Origin of the sequence: Pseudomonas wayambapalatensis (assembly GCF_049942315.1) — a bacterium.
GTDB lineage: Bacteria > Pseudomonadota > Gammaproteobacteria > Pseudomonadales > Pseudomonadaceae > Aquipseudomonas > Aquipseudomonas wayambapalatensis.
On sequence record NZ_JBNFMU010000099.1, the window covers coordinates 23,775 to 44,561 of the forward strand.

15 protein-coding genes and 1 pseudogene are annotated in these 20,787 nt (G+C 55.3%); 6 read left to right on the forward strand and 10 right to left on the reverse strand.

Features of this window, described 5'->3' with window-relative positions:
• Positions 1–29 precede the first annotated feature (29 nt).
• Entirely contained in the window at positions 30–290 is a 261-nt protein-coding gene (locus tag ACPZMI_RS04340; RefSeq protein ID WP_426351748.1) for a hypothetical protein, read from the forward strand.
• A 181-nt stretch (positions 291–471) separates the two neighbouring features.
• Here ACPZMI_RS04340 and ACPZMI_RS04345 read toward each other — a convergent pair whose 3' ends face one another.
• Together ACPZMI_RS04345 and ACPZMI_RS04350 are read right to left on the reverse strand one after the other, a co-directional pair.
• Positions 472–1,614 (reverse strand): cupin-like domain-containing protein, encoded by a 1,143-nt coding sequence (locus ACPZMI_RS04345; protein ID WP_426351749.1) that lies wholly within the window; start codon positions 1,612–1,614, stop codon positions 472–474.
• Positions 1,615–1,641: 27 nt separating this feature from the next.
• On the reverse strand, positions 1,642–2,754 hold the full coding sequence (locus ACPZMI_RS04350) for an SbmA/BacA-like family transporter (RefSeq protein ID WP_426351750.1): 1,113 nt from the start codon (positions 2,752–2,754) through the stop codon (positions 1,642–1,644).
• 1,144 nt (positions 2,755–3,898) lie between these two features.
• Between ACPZMI_RS04350 and ACPZMI_RS04355 the strand changes: the two genes are divergently transcribed.
• A complete protein-coding gene (locus tag ACPZMI_RS04355) occupies positions 3,899–4,378 on the forward strand; it encodes a hypothetical protein (protein ID WP_426351751.1) in 480 nt (159 codons plus the stop codon).
• Between the two features lie 813 nt (positions 4,379–5,191).
• Here ACPZMI_RS04355 and ACPZMI_RS04360 read toward each other — a convergent pair.
• From ACPZMI_RS04360 to ACPZMI_RS04370, 3 genes are read right to left on the reverse strand one after another with little or no spacing between them, the layout of a single operon-like run.
• Entirely contained in the window at positions 5,192–6,601 is a 1,410-nt protein-coding gene (locus tag ACPZMI_RS04360) for a TolC family protein (protein WP_426351752.1), read from the reverse strand.
• On the reverse strand, positions 6,598–8,748 hold the full coding sequence (locus ACPZMI_RS04365) for a peptidase domain-containing ABC transporter (RefSeq protein WP_426351753.1): 2,151 nt from the start codon (positions 8,746–8,748) through the stop codon (positions 6,598–6,600). The genes ACPZMI_RS04360 and ACPZMI_RS04365 overlap by 4 nt, the downstream gene beginning before the upstream one ends.
• Before the next feature lie 10 nt (positions 8,749–8,758).
• Entirely contained in the window at positions 8,759–10,012 is a 1,254-nt protein-coding gene (locus ACPZMI_RS04370; protein WP_426351761.1) for an HlyD family secretion protein, read from the reverse strand.
• 162 nt (positions 10,013–10,174) lie between these two features.
• Here ACPZMI_RS04370 and ACPZMI_RS04375 point away from each other — a divergent pair, with 162 nt between their 5' ends.
• The 3 genes from ACPZMI_RS04375 to ACPZMI_RS04385 all read left to right on the forward strand — a co-directional run bounded on the left by ACPZMI_RS04375 (position 10,175) and on the right by ACPZMI_RS04385 (position 13,943).
• Positions 10,175–10,453 carry a response regulator transcription factor gene (locus ACPZMI_RS04375; protein ID WP_426351762.1) on the forward strand — a complete coding sequence of 93 codons (279 nt, stop codon included), beginning with the start codon at positions 10,175–10,177 and terminating at the stop codon, positions 10,451–10,453.
• Between the two features lie 1,272 nt (positions 10,454–11,725).
• The gene (locus ACPZMI_RS04380; protein WP_426351754.1) at positions 11,726–13,465 is read left to right on the forward strand and encodes a hypothetical protein; all 1,740 of its coding nucleotides are present in this window, start codon (positions 11,726–11,728) and stop codon (positions 13,463–13,465) included.
• The gene (locus tag ACPZMI_RS04385; protein ID WP_426351755.1) at positions 13,455–13,943 is read left to right on the forward strand and encodes a toxin-activating lysine-acyltransferase; all 489 of its coding nucleotides are present in this window, start codon (positions 13,455–13,457) and stop codon (positions 13,941–13,943) included. Before ACPZMI_RS04380 ends, ACPZMI_RS04385 begins: the two co-directional genes overlap by 11 nt.
• A 277-nt stretch (positions 13,944–14,220) precedes the next feature.
• On the opposite strand, the pseudogene ACPZMI_RS04390 reads toward ACPZMI_RS04385, so the two are convergent.
• Both ACPZMI_RS04390 and ACPZMI_RS04395 read right to left on the reverse strand, forming a co-directional pair.
• Positions 14,221–14,499 (reverse strand): annotated as a pseudogene (locus ACPZMI_RS04390) (integrase core domain-containing protein); the annotation flags it as partial.
• Positions 14,500–14,702: 203 nt separating this feature from the next.
• On the reverse strand, positions 14,703–16,256 hold the full coding sequence (locus ACPZMI_RS04395; protein ID WP_426351756.1) for a GMC family oxidoreductase: 1,554 nt from the start codon (positions 16,254–16,256) through the stop codon (positions 14,703–14,705).
• A gap of 501 nt (positions 16,257–16,757) precedes the next feature.
• Here ACPZMI_RS04395 and ACPZMI_RS04400 point away from each other — a divergent pair.
• Positions 16,758–17,243: a hypothetical protein gene (locus ACPZMI_RS04400; RefSeq protein WP_426351757.1), complete on the forward strand. Its 486-nt coding sequence runs from the start codon at positions 16,758–16,760 to the stop codon at positions 17,241–17,243.
• 65 nt (positions 17,244–17,308) lie between these two features.
• Here the strand turns inward: ACPZMI_RS04400 and dctM are convergent, their stop codons facing one another.
• From dctM to ACPZMI_RS04415, 3 genes are all read right to left on the reverse strand, one after another.
• On the reverse strand, positions 17,309–18,592 hold the full coding sequence (gene dctM, locus ACPZMI_RS04405; RefSeq protein WP_186670429.1) for a C4-dicarboxylate TRAP transporter large permease protein DctM: 1,284 nt from the start codon (positions 18,590–18,592) through the stop codon (positions 17,309–17,311).
• Positions 18,592–19,224, reverse strand: a complete 633-nt coding sequence (locus tag ACPZMI_RS04410; protein WP_426351758.1) for a TRAP transporter small permease — start codon at positions 19,222–19,224, stop codon at positions 18,592–18,594. Before ACPZMI_RS04410 ends, dctM begins: the two co-directional genes overlap by 1 nt.
• 67 nt (positions 19,225–19,291) lie before the next feature.
• Positions 19,292–20,290, reverse strand: coding sequence for a TRAP transporter substrate-binding protein (locus tag ACPZMI_RS04415; RefSeq protein ID WP_426351759.1), 999 nt, complete (start codon positions 20,288–20,290; stop codon positions 19,292–19,294).
• Positions 20,291–20,787 lie beyond the last annotated feature (497 nt).

Sequence of the window (20,787 nt, forward strand, 5' to 3'; positions counted from 1 at the left end):
CCTCGGCCCGTGGCGCGGACTTCAAGTACGTGTCGAACGTCGAAAGCTCGGCCAGTGAGGTTAACCGCTACGGCGCCAACGAAATCAAGCCCAGCGACCGCAATCTGATGGTGCAACGAGTGCTCGGTGCCTATGTACAACGCGGCAGTGGAACACTCGCGATCCAGCAGTCGGTAGCCCCCGCGCTCTTCCAGAGCACCATGGAAGGCCGCACGGAGAACCTCGTCAATTTGCCAAGCCCTGTTGGCGTGCCCGAGCTCAGCAGCCTGATCGGTGGCATTTCACAATAACCGCGCGAATATATTCGCAGTGGCAACGCGGTCGTCATTGAGCACCGACTGGAGTTCGACCATACGAGCACGGTATCCACACCCGAAGAGATCAAGGCAATGCGCCCTACCATCAATGAGATCGTCAAGGACCTGCTGGGGCAGATCATCGTGCAGGCGAGCTAATGGCGATAAAAGTAGCTCAAGCGCTCTTGGCCCGGTTGCGGTGCGAATTCACCCAGAAATTGATCGAGAGCGATGTGCTCAGCGAGGTCACCTGGTGAAACCAGCCTTCTGGCAGGAAAAGCAGGTCGCCAGGCCCCAGATGGACATGTAGGAATTCCACGTCACGGGCAGCCGGAAATCCTTCGAAATCGGGGTTGTCCGGGTCGAAGTCGCAACCTTCAAGGCCACCAAGGGGAGATGTCGCCCAACAGCCCAACGCTTCGCGGTGGTGCGGAGCAGCCAGCAACATGGATTTCTCCCCCCAGACCTGGGCGAAGAGGTTGTCGGTATCGTCCCGATGAAGGGGCGTCAGCGTCCCCTTCGGACCCAGCCAGAAACGTGGGGAAATGTACAACGAATGGTGGAAATAAGGAGGGAAGCGAATCAACTGCAACCATTGTTCGGGAACCTGATTGTTTCCCATATAGGCTGGTGGCTCCTCGCTACCATGTTCGCTCGATTGAGCTATGTGAGCGGCGAAGTCTCGCAGTGCGGTAGTCCTAAACTCGCGTTCGGATGAAAACGCCTTTTGTGCATAGTGTCCATGGCGGGTGATGCCTTGAACGTCGGAAAGGTACTCAATCGCGGTGTGCCTTGGCATCTTGAACAAGGGCCACTCTTCAAGCGCCTCAGTTAGCACCAACGGTATTCCGTTGGCTCGGTATTCCAGGGTGAAGGCCTCCAGCGATACTTGCCGCGCAGGTCGTCGTTCGACTGGTCCACGCATCGTTACAGCAGCCGAAAGTTTCTCGCTAAAGCGTGGTACTGCTGGATACCGTGTGTTCATTTCCACCCCAGGCCGACTGACCCCGGGATGCAGCGCTGCCTCTAGCAATTGAGGAAGCAGGGTGGCCAGTCCCATACGCCCCTTGATCCTCAGACGGCCTTGTGCAAACAGCGCTTCTACGTCGGCCAGCCCTTGCATGATCGCGATGAATGCACTTTGCTCTAGTTCGATTGTCACATCCGCATTGGGATGCACACCCGGTTGTGCTTGACGCATGGTTGGCGGACAGATCCAGAAGCGTTCCTTGTCGGAAAACACGAACTGGAATGTGCCGGCAACCCCCACTTCATTGGCTCGCGCAAATAATGAAGACAGCGCGGATTGCACTAACATCTCGACCTCCGATCAAATCGCCTCAGGCTATTTTGCGAATACAGCTCCGTGCCCACGCACCACACCCTTGATTGCACAGCGGTCTGCCAATGCGCCATCGAACGAGATCAACCGGTCCGTCGTTGCTTTCCAGTCGGCCAGGCGGTGGTAGGCATTGATGAACCAGCTGAGGTTCTCGCAAAGGTTGCCGAACGCGGAGTTGATCTGCATGACGTCACCAAACTGGATAGAACCGGAAAAGAAACGCGGAACCGCTAGCAAGCTGCTGAACACCAGCGAGAGCTGGCTATAACTCTCCGTGAACAACGAAAGGCGCATTTTCACGCGGATAGTACGGCGCATATTGGCCAGGCTGGCATCGAGCTTTTCGCTGATGCGGTCTTTTTCGTCACTACGGCCTGACTGGTCCCCCTGCTTGTAGGAGTGGTCGCGGAAACGGATGAGGAAATATCGAAGATCCGCCTCGGAACGCTGCTGATTGTTGCTCAAAGAGACCAGTTTGAAGCCGATTTTCTGGCTGATGAAGGTGCCCAGCAGAGCGTATAAAATGGCAGCCCAGAACATGTAGGCTGGGATACTCAAGCCCCACAGTTGCGCATTGCCTGAAATGCTGATCAGCACCACGCTGAACGAGACCACGCTGGCTAGGGTATAGAGCAGGCCGCAGGCCAGATCAATAGTCTCGAACGTGAATTTGTTGATGTCCTCGGCGATGCGCTGATCGGGGTTGTCGACTTGCTGCTCGATTTGATCGGGGTGACTCGACTCGACGACCCATGCGCACAGATAATGATTGGTCAACCAGCGCCGCCATCTTAATGCGAAGACGTCGACCCAATAGGTGATTAGCACCGAGCGCAGCACCGAAAACAACATGACCCCCATAAACACTAGCACCATTTTGTAGAAGGTATAGGGGTCATAGTTCTGAATGGCATTGTAGAAGTGCTTGTACCATTCATTGATTGCTAATGCAGTGGTCACAGCCAGAAGAGATAAAACGACCAGCGCAACCAATGAGCAGCAAGCAAAAATCTTTTCCTCGCCTCGCCAGTACAATGACACAATTTTATATGCCTTATGAAGAAACGAAACCCCGCCAAAGCCTTCACAGTTTCCTTTGCTGGTTTTTGAGTCCATTTCGCGTCACGATTTAAATTGTCATTTTTTGGAGGTACACCCCTGATTATTGCGCATTACTCAGGGTGTACAGGAAAGGGCGTTTTACCGCTTATTGGATGCGAGTATATTCGCGTCCCACCACGACAAATACCCTACAAGTGTAGGGGTGCATTCAGAGGCAGCATGGGAAACTTGATAGTTGTTTGCGTTGCGCGGAGAATTTGTCGTATTGCTCATGTATTCCGGCGCAGTCGGGCGTGGCGTCGGCCACTCATCGGCAATTTCGCCTCATTTGGTCTGAGTCTAAAAAATTCGAAAGCAGACCCTGGCGATGCGCTACCTAGTGCGAGACTAGTATCCCCCCCCCAAAAAAAAAAAAAAAAAAAATAGACGCGCTCAGTTTTATTTGTCTTTCCATTCAAGGGGTGCAGGGAGGTTACTATTGTGATCGCCATTAGTAGGTGCTTGAACAGTGTGCAGATTTTTCAATAATTAAGCCGCTGCTAATCTGGCCACCGCAACGAGTATACACTTTCATCGCAATAGAAAATCTGCTGCACCAACGCACCGTTGGTTATTATATTCTTTACAATCTTTCTGGTTCCGTCAATGTCACCTGGGAGCGCCCCTCTGGGGCGTTCAGACACCAATTTCTCAGTCGGGCTCATTATGGTTGCACCCTACAGATGTAGGGGTTCCTCAAGGCGTCATTACTGATAGAATCAATTTTCATGACTGCTTTTTTGTATTTCAGCCATGTACCCTCTAGTAAAAATCATCTAGTTACACTTAAGGATATAGGTCAATGAGAGATCTGACGGACTACGAAGCCTCTGTGATTTCCGGTGCTGACGCTGGTTCTACTTTCGTGGGAAACGTAGGTAGCAGTCTGGGTGGGGCATTGGGCGCAGCTGTGGGCTCGAGAATTGGTATAGGCGCTGTGGGTGGTGCTGCGATTGGCAGTGGTGTAGGGGCTGTGGCAGGCGAAGCAGCTTACAACAAAGTCAGAAATGCCGCAAAAGCTTGGAATCCTGCGCCATTCGGAGGGACATCCTTCTTCCCGCAAACAGGTGGGGCCTAATCAAAGTTTTTGATCACTGCGCACTATACGTGCTCATCAATACATATACTTTAATCACGACAGCCAGGTTGACACCAAACAATGCCAGATAATGTGAAGCGCGTAAAGCTGAGCGATCAACTATCACAAGACCTGCTGAAAGCGCTGGCACTTCTTGAAAAGGTTCTACTGAATGCCGCCTTAACACTTCTTGTGTTCTGTACGCTAAGAGTATTCGGTATAACATCTGCGTTTTTGATTGGGGCAGCCTGTAGTGGCATAGTGACATTTTGCATCATCACTCTAAAAACCATGTATTACGATCAGGCACTCTCCCAGGTCAGCCTAAAAAAACAGGACTTAAGCATAGTCATTGACAATACTCTTCAAGAAGCTGGTTATACGAAAAACGAGAAAAGCGAATATTTGCCTCCAAAAAAAATGTTCAGCTTATTCTTTCGCTGCAATAGCGAAAAAATCATAATGACTGCCCAGGACTCAACACTGACACTCAAAGGCCCTTATGCCGATGTCGCAAACCTAGTTAAAATACTGGCCAGTGTTAAAAAGGCGTCAATGTAGTGCGCCGGAGGCATTTGAAGATAGATTATAAACACCCGACCACTTCGGGATGCTTAAGCCTCTTCCAAGCTTGAAAGCACTGAATAGATCAAAGCTTACCGCTCCGGGCCTTGATGACACACCATCGCAAGTGCTTTGCAGACACCCTGCTACTGCCACTTGCAAGGTTATTTAGCTTTAATTAACTGGGAGCAGCAGCGTGGACAGAGAGCCACATGGATAACGATGGGTGCACAACATAATAAATCAAGAGCCAGATTGCGGGTGCCGATATCAGACCTATCATTCCGCCAGCGCTCCAGTTAAATCTGCGCTTTAGCAAGCCAGCTACGTTTTTGAACAGCAATGCCAGCAGGAATGCTGATAGCAAATCCATAATGTATATCAACCTATAGCTCCAATTTGTTTGATTGATGTAATTTTCCATTATGAGAAAAATTCTTACCTTAAAATCATCCCCGCTGGTATAAACGCCCGAGTATCCGTCGAATCTTTACCCCACATACGCGACCCATTACCTGAAGTCACACCCGCCGCTAAAACCTGCGGTCTTCGCCGCAGCAATCCTGCCGTTGCCTGCAGGGCGGGTAATAACATCTAACAGAACTGGCTGCCACCCCCAGCGCCAGATCAGCTACATTGATACTTCCGCCACCGCTCTGACTAGAGAGATAAGTGGCTACTACAACTGCCGCTATCTCGTGCTCCACTACTGTGATATCTCGCATAATTACAAATCCCTCTGGTTCTATCGGAAACTTTTGGCTTTATCCCTTGGCTACGAGCGCAAAATCACTTGTCGTACAGCAGAGATCATATCGCCCAGAACCCCAAACGTCCCAAGCTCGCGGCCAGTCGCAATCGCGCCCGGTGCCAGCCATTCAATGCAGCGATATGCTCCTGCTCCGCCATTGCGTAAGCGGAAGAAGCATTGAGTAGCTCGATCATGCTACCCACTCCAGAGCGATAACGGCCCCGGACCACGGTCAGAGCGAGCATTGCCTGCTCGACCCACTCAGCGGTTCTCTCCAGCGCCTGGGTTTCGATACCCAGGGCCTGGTAGCTGGCCCACAGCTCCAATGCCACACGCTGCCGAGCATCGGCCAGTTCTGCTTCCTGGGCCTGAACCCTGGCACGAGCACCTCGAACCTGATAAGTGCGCCCGAACCCTTCAAACAGTGGGATGCTAACCTGAAGCCCAATGCTGTTGTCCCGGATATGGCTATCGCCGTGCGCCATGCTTTGATGGGTCTCTATATCCGATAGCGAGGCGATCAACGACAGCGATGGGAGGCCGGCAGCCTCGCGCTCGGCGACGGCTGCCTTTGCCGCTTCCAGTTTCGCCCTCGCAGCGATCAACGCAGGATGGTCGCTGCTGGCCTGCTCAAGTAGTGCATCCAGGCCTTTGACGAAGGCGGTATCCGGCCGTCGCGTTAGCGTCTGCGCCAGAATCAGTCGCGTCTGCGGCGCCAGCCCCATGCGTAAGGCAATCTGGCCTTTGGCATCGCGCACCGCCCCCTGGTCGCGGACCAGGTTCAGGCTGGCCTGCGAGTAGGCTGTCTGCGCCTGAAGGCGGTCGCTTAGCGCGGCGGCGCCAGCCTCGTACTTGGCGCTGGCGTCCTTAAGGTTTTCAGCGGCCAGCGCGGCAACTTGCTCGGCGGCCCTTTGCCTTTCCTGGGCGGCCAGGGTGTCGTAGTACAGGCAGGCAGCCTGCACAAAGGCCTCCTGCAAGCGCTCATCCTGATTGGCATTGGCCGCCACCAGCAACTGCCGAGCATTGCGCAGGTCGGCTGCACGCCGACCGGAATCGAACAGCACCCAGCTCAGGCCCAGACGATGTTCCACTCGACTTAGTCTTCCCTCAGCCGATAAGTCGGCCTGATCATAATGGGTGTCATTGCGGCCCCGGTTGTAGGTGGCCGTGGCGTCGAGCCTGGGCAGATACGCCGAGCGCGCTAACCCGATCTGCGTCGCCTGGGCCTTGGCCTGCACCCAAGCGTGTCGGGCCTTGGGGTCATGGCACAATACCCGCTCGACCATGGCTTCCAGACTGAGCACTTCCGGTAGCGTCCCATCCAAGCAGGCTGTACCCAGGCCTATGCCTTCAATCAGAGCCGCAGGCGCCACGGCGTCCGTAGTAGAGAACACGTCTAGTGCGGCGGCACAGCACGTCCATGTCCAGAGAAGAACCAGCAGGCGACGATTGAAAATACTTACAGTCATGACGTGACAGGTTCGCCCTGCTCCGGCGATACGTCTAACCGCTGATCAAGCACCACTCGCCCCGACTCAAGATGCACTACCCGATCTGCTGAGGCGATCGTCTCAGCACGGTGGGCAACGATTATTCGCGTCACGTCGAGTCCACGCACCGCCGCATTGACACATTGCTCGCTGGCCACATCGAGATGACTCGTGGCCTCATCGAGAATGAGAATATCCGGGCGCCGATACAGTGCCCTAGCAAGCAACACGCGTTGTTTCTGCCCGCCCGACAGTACGGTACCCATGTCGCCCACCAGCGTGTTGTAGCCCATCGCCATGGCCGTGATGTCGGCATCGATGGCCGCCATGCGCGCACATTCCATGGCCCATTCCAGGTCGGGACTCGTTTCGAAAAACGTGATGTTATCCATAAGCGAGCCGGCAAACAGGCAGTCTTCCTGCATCACCGTGCCGATCCGCCTGCGCCAGGACTCCAGATCCAGCTGGAGCAGATCATGCCCCGCCATGAGGATCTGCCCGCTGGTGGGCGGTAGTATCCCTAGCAGCACGTTCACCAGGGTACTCTTGCCACACCCGGAAGCCCCGGTGATGGCCACGAACTCGCCGGGGGTAATGCGTAGGTCGATGCCATTCAGTACCAGCGGCTCATGCTCGGAGTAACGGTAGCAGAGGTTCTGGATGTCGATACTCATCCGTCCGGCTGGCCAGTTCATCGAATGGGAAGCATCGCGTTGCTCCTCGGGCGGCTGCAGGACGATGTCAGCCAGACGCTCGCCCTGCAGCCGCAGCATATGCAGTTCGAACAAGTGGTCAACCAGGCTCGCCACACGGCTGACAAACTGGCTCTTGTAAGCCACGAACGCCATCAATACGCCTATCGTGAAGTGGTTATCCATCACCAGCGCAGCGCCAAAGCCAATAGTGCAAAGGTTTTCCAAGCCGAAGATCAACGCATTGAGCTGGGTATAAAGCAACTGCAGTTTCTGTGTGCGCAAGCCCGCATTGATCTGCGCGACCAGCAGCCCCAGCCAAGTGGAACGCCTTTCGCTTTGCCGCTGAAATAGCTTGAGCGTGCGAATGCCGCGCAGGGTTTCAAGAAAATGGCTCTGCTGGCGGGCCGCGTGCACGATCTGCTCTTCGCTGGCACGGCGCAGAGGGCCGTACCACACACAACGCACCCCGATATAGGCCATCATGGCCAGTACCGCGATCATCGCCAGCATTGGGCTGTAGAGGAACATGAGTGCCAGGGTCGCAATGGTCATCAGGCCATCGAGAATCGCCGCAAAGAAGGCGGCGGTCAGCGTATCCTGAATTTCATCGACAGCCCCGAAGCGCGACACCACATCACCCAGATGACGTTTCTCGAAGTACTGGATTGGTAGGCGCAGTAAGTGGCCGAAGACGTTTGCCCGCCATTGCACGCTCAGCAAGGTACTCATATGCATCATCACCCAGGCCCGCATTGCGCTGACCAATTGCTGCATCAGCAGCAACAGGCCGAAGCCGATCATCAGCGTGATCAGCAGGTCGCGATCCTGGGTAACCAGCACGTTGTCGAGAGTCCACTGCAACAGGAACGGGCTGACTAGCGAGAAAACTTCCAGCGCCAGCGCCAGCAGCAATACCTGGAGGAGCCCACGATACAGTCCGCTGACGCGCCCCAGCATTTTCGTCAAGCCGAGCTGAGGCTTGGCAGCCTGCTGTTCGAAGTCCTGCTCGGGCCAGACCTCCAATGCGACGCCGGTAAAACTATCGCTGGCCTGGGCCAGGCTTAGTTGCCGCACCCCCTGCGCGGGATCATGTAACGTCAGGCGCTGCCCGTTGACCGCCTTGAGCACCACGAAGTGGTTGAAGTTCCAGTGCAGCACACAGGGCAACTTGAGCTTGTTAAGATCGGTTAGCTCTAGCCTTACCGCTCGGGTACCGAGATCAAGGCTCTGCGCAGTCTGCATCAGTTGCCTGAGAGTGATGCCTTTGAGCGAGACGCTGAACTGTCGGCGGAGTTCCATCAGGGTCGTATGGTGGCCGTGCAGTCCAGCGATCATGGCCAGGCAGGCAAGCCCGCACTCGGTGGCCTCGGTCTGCAGGATCAGCGGTAGACGGCGCCCCAGTGTCGGCGTAATGGCATCGATGTAGTTCATGCATGCATTCCTAAAGCTTGCCGGTGAGGCTGTAAAGCGGTTCGAGCACCCACTCGTACAAATGCCGGGTTTCCTGCAGGATATCCGCCTCGAGAAGCATCCCCGCCTGCAAGGGCCGGGACTCACCGTAAGCCAGCACCGCCTGTTCCTGTATCTTCACGCGGATGCGATAGATCTGTTCGCCTCCCCCTCCCAAGCCCGGCACGGTCCCTACCACGTAGGCAAGCTCGGCAGCCGAAAGCGTCGCTCTGGATACTGAAATCACCCGACCATAGTGCTGGCCGAACTTCTGGTAGGGATAAGCCTGGTAGCGCAGCGACACGGCATCGCCCGCCCGGATAAAGCCGATGGCCTTGCTGGGGACATACAATTCTGCTTGCAGATTGGCATCCGCCGGCACCAGGCTCATCAGTGATCGCGAACTGTCCACTACCTGCCCTGGCTCGGCCAGAATTGAGGTGGCCACGCCTTGCTGCGGCGCCGTGATGACCAGTGAGCGCTTAGCTTCGCTCTCGATCAGCGCCTGCTGCACCGACGACAATGAGCGGCCAATGCTGGCCAATTGATTGCCATGCAACGCGCCCAGCCCGGCCCGCTCGTGCTGGCGCTCGACCAACTGCTGCTTGAGCGCTGTGGACTCGCGCATCAACCCCTGAAGGCTCCGGCGCTGACCAAGAAGCTCTGCCTGCCGCTGCTGCAACTGGTCCATGGAGATGTACCCCTTGTCCATGAGCCCCTGGTAACGCTCCGCAGCATTACTGGCCAGTTGGACAAGCCGCTGCTGACTGGCGATTTGCTGGGCCAGCGTGTCCAGCTCCACAGACAAGCTTTGCAGCTTGCTATCGAGACTCAGCCGCGCTTCGACTTGCAGTTGCTTCTGCTTGCGCAGTTCGTCCTCCAGGGAATGACGCTGGCGCTGGAGCTGGTCACTGACCTCTTCCTGGACAGGCCCTGAGTCAATCGAACGCTCACTGGAAATCAGCAACAACCGAGCACCTCGTTCTACCAATTGCCCCTCTTCGACGAAACGCTCCAGAACGACACCGTACTGCGGTGCGTGAATTTTCAACTGTCCGGATGACGGCACCAGTTGGCCAGGGACTGTGCTGCGCCGGGTATAGCTGCCGTAGAAGAAAAAACTCACGACCACCGCCGCGAGCGCTAAGGCCACGAGTGCCATCACGGTGAAGGAAACGGGCCTGACCAATACGATGTCACCCAGCCAGTTGCGCTGTCGCGCGGCCAGCGCTTCGTGTCGAAACAAGGGGGTCTTACCTGTCACCTAGTCATCCTTTGTTTGGTCGGGCGCCACAACCCCGTAAAAATCAATAATTATAATTAAAATCAATAACTTAAAATCAACGGTAAAAAAATAAATGGCCTTAGCGCTAAATTTTTGACACAGCCCCCTCGTTTCACCATGGCAATGAGCAGGGCAGCACATACGGCCACTCGATTTCTGCCAACTACCAGTCGGCAACTGCAAACCAGGGGAAATGCGTTGAACATCACGGAACGAGAACATGACGTAATTCATTATTTATCAAAAGGATTGACCAACAAAGAAATCGCACGAAAGTTGGGTATCAGCCAGCACACCGTTAGAGACCATTTATCTTCGGTGTTCAGGAAATTGAATGTCAGCAGTCGTATTGAACTAGCAATTCTTATCGAAACATCGAAACTGGATGCACACAACGCTTGATTATCCACGCCATTGAAGCTCAGGCTACCCTACACCTGTAGGGTGTCAATTCGGCATGGCTGCAGGGTATAAACAGTGGCTGCCGCTCCAGCGCGACATTCTAACTGGCCAGCCCGGCACCACCTGCCCATCACTGTCGAATCTACGCTTTCCAAAATGAACGCCTTAGAAAATAAAGCGGTTCAACTCAATGAGCTGCACGAAGTATTCGTTCCTTTTGACGTAGTATTTATCGAGGGCTGTGAAGTTATTTACCTCAACGAGTCGTTGTGTCAACAGCAGACTCCGGGTGAGGTGCTCGCCTCCTCGGCACCAGCGTCCATACTACCAGAGATCATTTGCTCTCCGTTTTCAGAAGCTTAATGTAACTAGCCGCATGGGGCATGTATTGGTCGACCAGTATGCCATTGCCTGAGATGATCAAGGGGAATGGAACGCGTAGCGAAAAATAAATATTAAAAAATCAGTTTAGCCCTAAGGTCTCAATCAATTTTTTCGCCAAGAACAGGCTTGCTAGAGTAATTGGCGCCACTGCAATTGGCAGAAACCACTTCCCTTTAATAAGTTCCTCAAATTTTCTTCCAAAAATTCTTATTGAGCATTCTATTACTACCATGAATACCAATGCTATGAGCAATGAGAAGATAATTATCATTACATTACCGTACCTTTTGAGGCTGGCACTTATCACCAATACATGCCTGTAATGGGATGTATTCGCCAGCGAGTCTTTAAATTTGAGATCGCTACATTCCTATAGCGACCTCCGCTGGCAGCGAGCTTATGAGCCGCCGCCTAATCGCCCAGTGTTGCCCAGGATCACTCCTGTACCAAATGATCCAACTGTGTTAGCGCCCGTGCGTAACAAACTAGCAGCCGGCCCCATAGCACCAAGAAGTGCACCACTGCCTACTGACGCAATGAACTCAGTCGTCTTAAAGTTCCCGCCTCCTGTGACGCCTCCTATGTAGCCGGCGCCACCATAAATACCACCAGCAATTGCGCCGGGGACTCCGGCAGCTCCGAAAATTTCTTCGGCTTCTTTCTGTGTTAGTTCACGCATCTTTTCTTCCTCGTAAAAGCTATGTAACCCAGCGCGATGAATTAAATTATAAAGAGAGCATTATTTTTATGTGGCATGTTGTAACACCGCGAAGCATGAATATTATTACATAGACGCATGATCAAGTAACCCCTACATCTGTAGGGTGGACTTGTTATTTTTTAGCATTATAGTTCAATTGAATGGTTATAGTTGGGTTGACCTCAGTAATGCTTAACAAAGATCCCAAATCCCAGGTTAAGACTAAACAGCTTTCTGATCTCCCAGAGGTGCTAGAAAGATTTTTAACGAAAAAAATTGAGAGTTGTGCGGTTGTTTACTTAAATCGTGAGGTGGCAAATGGGAGGGAGTGGACTCATATTGTAAATAACTATGCTTTCATAGTAAGCCATGATGAAGATAAAGAGAGTGATGAGGTTAAGTGTTTTTTTGCGGAAAGGTATGGTGGCGACGGAATATTGAGTAACGGTGGCGGGGGGCGTTGCGGATTTGATGGGGAATGGCAGTTAAAAGGGTTGGGCGCCAATCATTTAGTTGGATGCGACTTAGATTCTGGCCATTCGGATGGAAATCTCGCTTTAGAAACTGCAATCCATGAAACAATATGGGCAGAAATTATAAACGCTGCACTACCCTTTGGAGCTATTCGCACTGTTGCGATTATGGATACTGGATTGAGATTTAATGCCGACCAGAAAGAAATAAAAAGAGGATTATTAGTTCGCTTGCCTGCTGTTCGCCCTGCGCACTTTATTAGATCATTATACTACAAGCAAAAAAAATTCTCTCCAATTGGTGAGGATGCCATGCGTGTAAAAAAAGCCATTCATAGAGTCCATGAGTTCCTTCCTATCCCTACGGATCCAGATGGCGAGCAGAGCATATTAAGTTTACTGAATCTTGGTCTATCCGAACTGGTCGAACGTTATGCTAGGCAATTTGCTGCGGCGCGTGCGAAGTTTATAGCGCATTACAATGTTAGCGCATCTAATATTTCTCTTGATGGTTCTTGGCTGGATTTGAGCGGCACCCGTTTTTTTACCAATGAAATAAAAGATGACAAGCTAAGCATAGATAACTTTGAAAACGAATACATCCCTGCCTTGCGAGCTCTGCTAGATATCTGCTTTTACTTAGGGAGGTATGGAGTAATCGCCAGCGAGGACGCTAGGCAAATGCATGATGTCGTAATTAAAAAATTTTTTTATGATTATAATAGATTCCTTAATCTATACCAAGTTGCAAGGACGGGCATACCCTTCTCTTTACTTTTGCAGTTATTAGGGTCTCCAGAGCTTGAATTATTTTCTACCAAGCTTCAAGAAATACTAAAATTCGAGAAATTTTCACTTGTGCGCATCGAATATGGGAATACATGGTCAGGTTATGAATTTTGTTCCTCAATGGTTTTCGGTGCGCTATACAGAGCTTATGCTTTGCAAGAAGGTTTTTCGGAGCTCTCATCGACCGGCAAAGACGTAGAGCTCATCGAAAAATTAACTTTGAGTTACAGCGAGTTAATGGGCGCTGCTTTTCGCGTTGCTGAGGGCTTTGGTATTGACTTTGAGAGCTTCATGCTTTCTGTTAAGATAAATGTGATAAGGCTTAATCGAATATCTAGCGTATTGATTGATCTTGAGAGCCTGATAAAAAATTTAAACGTTGATACTCTTAATGTTTTGCCAATGCCTTGCGAGCAATTGACGAAGCATGCTGTACTTGCGGCAAAATTAAACCTTAATAATGAAGACTCCTTATTGATACCGTTCTGGTTTTCCTCGCGCTTTAACATTTGGTTTAATCCTACAAAGAGTAAATTTATATTTGATGGGGGCTCCGTTTCGGAGCTCTCGACAAAAGAGCTATTAGAGAACTCTCAAAGGTGCGACGTGATTAGCGAGGCACTGGAGTTTTATGGCGATGCAAGGAGGGAGCTACATGGAATATAGTTATAAACTTTTTCCTAGATGTAAGAATATCTACGTCCAGAGCCGAGCCGAGGCGGTGGGCTACGTATGCATGATTATGTCTAACTGCAGCCGGTCAGCGAGCTTCCAGATCCGTACTCTTGGATTCTGGATTTCCCCAGCAATAGAACATCAGCAGTTGTTTATTTTATTCGATAGTTCCTCGAACCCGAAAGGTTATATCCTATGGGCATGCCTTGCTCCTGACACTGAACAACGCCTATTAACAGATCCCAATTTCTTACTTCATCCTTCTGAGTGGAATGAAGGTGATCGCCCCTGGGTTATTGACTTTTGCTTCCCTAATGGTGCTGTACTTGAGGCATCCTTGCTAATAAGAAAACTTATGCGAGAAGCGGGTCTACAGCGAATTAGCTGGGCCCGTCGAGATCAAGATCATATTGTAAGTAAGATTTTAACTTACCGCCTCAAGTCTAAAAAAAAATTTTACCACATGTGAACCTTTGATTGGGGTCTGCTGTAGCTATGCTTGCGCATTCCTCTTATTTGTACAAGGTGAATACGCAGGGAGGAAACTATGAAAACATTGCTCATCAGCCGGAAATGGGCGGCTTAGGGCTGCTAAAAAGCCCGGCTTTGTGTGGGGTAGAGCCACCTTTCGGTAGTCTCAGACAAAAATAGATTGACGCCAAAAATCTGATGGTTGAAGAACTCATTGGTGAACCTTGCGACCTTATGGCAGCAGTCTATTCATCTGTGAGGTCTCCATGTAGTGGTCAACTCATCCCGGACACGGTTTTGAGTTTTTCTTCAGCTTTCGCCGGAGCCAGTCCATCGTTGAACTGATGAGGTCGGATCCAGTTGTAGTGGCTCATCAGGTATTGGCCAATGTCTCGTTGAACTTGTTGCCCGGTCAGGTAGCCCGTGCTCGGTATCCACTCTGATTTCAAACTGCGAAGTACACGCTCCATCGGTGCATTATCCCGACAGTTCCCTCGGCGGCTCATGCTCTGACGAATGCGGTAGCGCCACAGTCTCTGGCGGAACTGACGGCTCATTCACCGTCGCTACGCAACGATCGGTGAACTTCACAGATCCAGTCCCGGCAGCCACGGGTTGAATTGCCACGGCAGTTGGCCATCAGCAACCTGGCCGCGTTCAAGACGTGGCTGGAAGACTGAATGTCCGCGCGTGCCGACACAGAATGCCAACAGCGCACGCCCCCCGTCCCCTCGAAAGCTGCGTATCAGCAGCCCCCTTACAACACCGCTCGACTGCCCACCAAAAGGTCCGCCCCGCGCTCCCCAATCACCACACAAGCCGCCATCGTATTCCCCACCGTGATCCGCGGCATCACCGAAGCATCCACCACTCGCAACCCGCTCACCCCATAAACCCTCAACGCGCGATCCACCACTGCCATCTCATCCTGGCCCATCTTCGCCGTCCCGCACTGATGCCAAAAACTCACCGCCGAGTTGCGCAAGAACCGCTCCATCCCCTGCCTATCCTGCGGCCCAGGCACCACCTCCCCGCTCACCAACCCGGCAAACGCCCGATGGTTCCCCAACTCCCTGCACAACTCGACCGAAGCCAACGCGGCGGCCATGTCCTCAGGCGCACTCAAGGTGTTCGGCTCGATCAGCATCCTGTCCAGCACACCAGCGCCCGACAGCCGCAACTGCCCGCGGCTGACGGGCCTGGCCAAGCCGGCGAACATCGTCCACCCCTGCGCCGGCGGGGCAATGCCGACCTCGGGGGGGGAAGGTACGGCGAATTCCAGTTGGCAGTGCAGCAAGTCCGGCGCGTCCAGGCGGGAGTCGCTCTTCCAGTACAGGGTCGCCTCGCAGCCTCCGCCGCCGACTGGCTGCGGCTGCGAGTACGCCCAAGTGCAGCCGAAGGCGACGTGGTCCTGGTGGTTCTGCCCCACGCCTGGCAATACGTTGAGCAATGGGATGCCGTGCGCACGTAACTCGGCTTCCGGGCCGATGCCGGACTGCATCAACACCTTGGGGGTGTTCACCGCGCCCATCGACAGGATCACTTCACCCGTCACGTAGAAACGCTGCAGTTGGCCTTCGACCACGACCTCGACACCTCTCGCCTTACGGCCATCGAACAACACGCGAGCCACCAGCGCCTGCGTGAGGATGTGCAGGTTCGGGTTGTGCAGCCGCGGCACGATATAAGCGTCGTACACCGAGTCACGCTTGCCTTCCTTGATGCGCAGGTCAGCGATGGCGACGCCGCCGGGGCCTTCCATCATCTCGCCGTTGGGGCTGTCGAAATGGGGGATGCCCAGTTGGCTGGCGGCCTCCAGGGTGGCCAAGGCGAGGGCCTGGGGCGCGCGAGGTTGGGCGACGTGCACGGGTCCGGTCGAGCCGCGGCGCAGGGGATCGGGGTGGCCTTGCCAGTTTTCGATGCGGCGGTAGTAGCCGAGCACCGATTCGTAGCCCCAGCCAGGATCGCCGCTTTCCTCGGCGAAGTGGTCCCAGTCGGTGCGGTGCCCGCGCGCCCACACCATCACGTTGATGCTGGAGCCGCCACCGAGGCCCTTGCCCATGTTCAACGCCATGCGGCGGCCGTTCAAGGCGGGGTTGGGTTGCGCCTCGAAACCCCAGTCGCGCTCGGAACCGAGGTTCGCCGGCCATTGCGCGGGGTCGGTGACCTGCGGGCCGGTGTAGGCACTGCCGGCTTCGATCAGCAGGACCCGGGCGCCGGGCTGGTCGGCAAGGCGGGCGGCGACCACGCACCCCGAGGTGCCGGCGCCACAGACGATGAAATCGTAAGTGTGATCAGTCAGTTGCTGCATGCGTTCAGTGCCTGAGTGTCAGTAGGAACCCAAGATTCTGCTGCGCAGCATTCCGCACCGATATCGGTCGATTATCCGACCCGGCGCAGGGCGCGCCGGCAAAAAGAAAGGCACGTAGGTCATCAGCACCAGCAACAGCAGCAGGATGACAGCCACGGAGTGAATTGGTACAACAGGTGGTCATCAGCAACCTGGCCGAGCTCAAGCCGTGGCTGTATGACTGAATGCTCCTGCCCTGCCGGCACAGGGTGCTGGCTTTGTGAGTACTCGCAGCCGACTCAAGCCAAATGCAGACAAAATCGCTGAACATAGAAGCCCTACAGGCAACCGGCAACTGACAAGTCTGCCAGTTGCCGACCCTGTTATTCCTCACCCAACATGAACCCCGAGCCTGTATGGGCGGGTAGGTCTCCTTCTTGTTTAGCCTGGAATACAGCCAGCCCTCATGCGTTCGTCGTTATCCCAACCGAAACTCAGGGGTTCGCCCTTCAGGAGCAGACGATGACCAAGATGAATGAGCCTCATAAGGACTCCCAAATATCCAACTTAACTGATTATTTTAAGGATCTGAAACCCGATAGTGGACTCAAAGGTGAAGTGCAAAGGCAGGGATACACGCTCAAGCTGAGTTCCAACGACGACAGCGTCGAATTCAGCGTGCACGCAGGCATCAACGGGAACATCATCTCTGTCCGCGGAACAGCCGTACGTTTCGGGGCTCATGCTTCCATTGAACTGACCTTCGCCAACCCCACAAACGAACTAGAGCTGGATTGCTACTCTCCTTCCCGGAGCTACAGCTGCGTGCGTATCTATGACAAAGACGGCAAGGAGCTGCACGCTGCCCGTGCTGATGGCGACACCTTTGTGAAGTATTCCGGCGCCGGTATCCATCGAGCGGTCTACGAAGGCTCCGTGGAAGCATCCGACGTGAGTATGCGTTTGACCTCCGTCACCCATGGATTCGCCAAGATCAAAGGCTCCTGAGTGCTGCGACCAGAAGGCGCTGACGATCATCGTCAGCGCCTTCTGGTCCGAAATGCCAACCGCCCCTACGGCATCCCCAACCACTCCGGCAACGCCAGCGAAATAAACGGCACATAGGTCACCAGCACCAGGAACAGCAACAGAATCGACAACCACGGCAGCGCCGCACGAATCGTCTGCCCCAGCGTCAATCCAGTCACCGCACTGGTCACGAACAGGTTCAGCCCCACCGGCGGATGCACCAGGCCGATCTCCATGTTCACCACCATCACGATCCCCAGGTGGATCGGGTCGATGCCCAGCTTCATCGCGATCGGGAAGAAGATCGGCGCCAGGATCAGGATGATCGCCGAAGGCTCCATGAAGCTCCCCGCCACCAGCAGCACCACGTTGACCATGATCAGGAAGCCGATCGGCGTCAGGCCTTCGGAGAGCACCCACTGGGTGATCTGCTGGGGAATCTGCTCGGTGGTCAGCACGTGGGCGAAGAGCATGGCGTTGGCGATGATGAACAGCAGCATGATGGTCAGGCGCCCGGACTCGAGCAGCACCTTGGGGCAGTCGCGCAGGCGCATGTCCTTGTAGACGAACAGCGCGATGAACGCCGAGTACACCGCCGCCACCGCGGCCGCTTCGGTCGGGGTGAACATGCCGCTGTAGATACCACCGAGGATGATCACCAGCAGCAACAGCCCCCAGAACGCGCGGCGGGCGGTGCGCAGCCATTCGGCGAAGCTGGCACGCGGCTGGGCGGGGAGTTTCTTGACGCGGGCGACGATGTAGATGGTCACCATCAAGGCGAGGCCGAGCAGGATCCCGGGTATCACACCGGCCATGAACAGCTTGCCCACCGAGGTTTCGGTGGCGGCCGAGTACACCACCATGACGATAGACGGCGGAATGAGGATGCCAAGGGTGCCGGCGTTGCAGATGATCCCGGCGCCGAACTCCTTCGGATAGCCCGAGCGCACCATGCCGGCCACGGCGATGGAGCCGACGGCGGCGACGGTCGCGGGCGAGGAGCCGGACAGCGCGGCGAACAGCATGCACGCCAGCACTGCGGCAATGGCCAGGCCGCCGCGAATGTGGCCGACGCAGGCGTTGGCGAAATCGATCAGGCGCTGGGCAACGCCGCCGGTGGTCATGAACGCGCCCGAGAGCAGGAAGAACGGGATCGCCAGGAAGGTGTAGCTGTCGGAGGTCTCGAACAGCTTGATCGCCAGCGAGCTGAGCGAGTCCTGGCTGAACAGCAGGATCGACACCGCGCCCGACAGGCCAAGGGAAATGGCGATCGGCACGCCGAGGAACATGAACACGAACAGCAGCAGGAACAGGCAGATAACGGTCATCAGTGTGACTCCTCGCCCGGGTTGGCCAGTTTGCTCGCCTCTGCGGCTTCATCCGCCAGGCCTAGACCGGTCTGGCGGTGGGTGAAGATGCGGTAGAGGATTTCCAGGTAGCGCACGATGATCAGGGCGAAGCCGAACGGCACGATCAGCGCGATGTGACCGATCTTGATGCCGTAGCGGTCGAGGTCTTCGGCGCCGATGCCGGCGACGAACACAGCATTCACCCACTTGATGCTGGCGACCAGGAACAACCCGGCATAGGCCAGGCAGCAGGCGCAGGCGATCATCGCCAGGATGCGTTGCACCGGCTTGCGTGTGCGCCGCACCAGCACGTCGACGCCGAGGTGGCCGGCGGTACGCACGCCGTAGGCGATGCCGAAGAAGATCAGCCAGCCGAACAGCGCCTTGGTCAGGGCGATGCTCCAGGTCATTTCCTGGGCGTAGCCCATCAAGTGGTCGCCGATGTCGAGCAGCAGCTCGCTGGCGAAGCTCCAGTGGTCGCTGAGGGTGTAGAACAGGGTGTAGAGGTTGTTCAGCGCCACGTAGATGAAGGTGATCAAGGTCATGGCCGCCAGGAGGAAGGCGATCATGCCCTCCTCGAAGTGCTCCCAGACGCGTCTGATCCTGTGCATGGGCATTCTCCGGACAGAAGGAAGCCGGGCCACCTGCGCTGCAGGTGGCCATGGGCGATGGAAGCGATCAGGACGGCTTGTTGGCGTCGTCGGCAGCCTTGATCAGGTCGGCGCCGATCTGGTCGGAGAACTTGTCCCACACCGGGCGCATGGCTTCACGCCACTGGGCGCGCTGCTCGGGCGTCAGCGGGTCGATCTCGCTGGTCTTGGCGTCGATGATCTTCTGGCGCGAGGCCTGGTTGAGCTCCTCGGCCTGCTTGTTCACCTCGACGGTGACCTTGTCCATGATCGTCTGCAGCTCGCTGCGCACATCTTCAGGCAGGCTGTTCCAGAACTTGGCGTTGGTGATCACCATGTAGTCGATCAGGCCGTGGTTGGTCTCGGTGAAGAACGGCTGGACTTCGTTGACCTTCTGGCTTTCGTAGTTCGACCAGGTGTTCTCGGTGCCGTTGACGGTGCCGGTCTGCAGGCCTTGGTAGACCTCGGCGAAGCTCATCTTGCGCGGGTTGGCGCGAATGGCCTTGAACTGCTCTTCGAGCACACTGGAGGCCTGCACGCGGAACTTCAGGCCGCGGGCATCCTTGGGCAGGATCACCTTCTTGTTCGCCGACAGTTGCTTGAGGCCGTTGTGCCAGTAGGCCAGGCCACGTATGCCCTTGTCTTCCATCGAGGTCAGCAGCGCCTTGCCCTGCGGGCCTTGCTGGAAGCGGTCGACGGCAGCGAGGTCGTTGAACAGGAACGGCAGGTCGAACAGTTGCACCTGCTTGTTGTAGTGCTCGAACTTGGCCAGCGAAGGCGCGAGCATCTGCACGTCACCCAGCAGAAGGGCTTCCATCTCCTTGCCGTCGCCGAACAGCGAGGAGTTGGGGTAGACCTCGACCTTGACCTTGCCCTTGAGCTGCGGGTCGGCCTCGACCAGTTTCTGGAACATCAGCGCGCCCTGGCCCTTGGGCGTGCTGTCGGCCACCACGTGGGCGAACTTGATGATCACAGGATCGGCAGCCTGGGCGAGCCCGGCCATGGACACGGCGGCGGCGCACAACAGCGCCTGGGTCAGCTTCAACATCGGTGTCACCTTTTATTGTTGTTGGAAGGGGTCAGCAGGGAAGCGTTGCCAAGGGTACGATGGCCCAATCGGGCGTGTTTCGAGAATCTGCTTTTGTGTAAGCCTGCGTTTGGCTGGGGTGAACGCTCCTGGGTGGCTGGGGGATGGCACCGGCTATGCCGGTGATCGCGGGACGAGCCCGCTCCCACAGATACATCAGTGGATATGGCACCGGCTTTGCCGGTGTTCGCGGGACGAGCCCGCTCCCACAGATACATCAGTGGATATGGCACCGGCTATGCCGGTGATCGCGGGACGAGCCCGCTCCCACAGATACATCAGTGGATATGGCACCGGCTTTGCCGGTGTTCGCGGGCAAGCCCGCTCCTACAGGTACAGCGTTGAGCCCAGAGTCAGCGCTGTACCTGCCACTGTCTTGTTCAAAGTCTTAAACCAGCCCAGCTCCTGTGGGAGCGGGCTTGCCCGCGAAAAGGACACCGCGGTGTCGGGCACCGGCT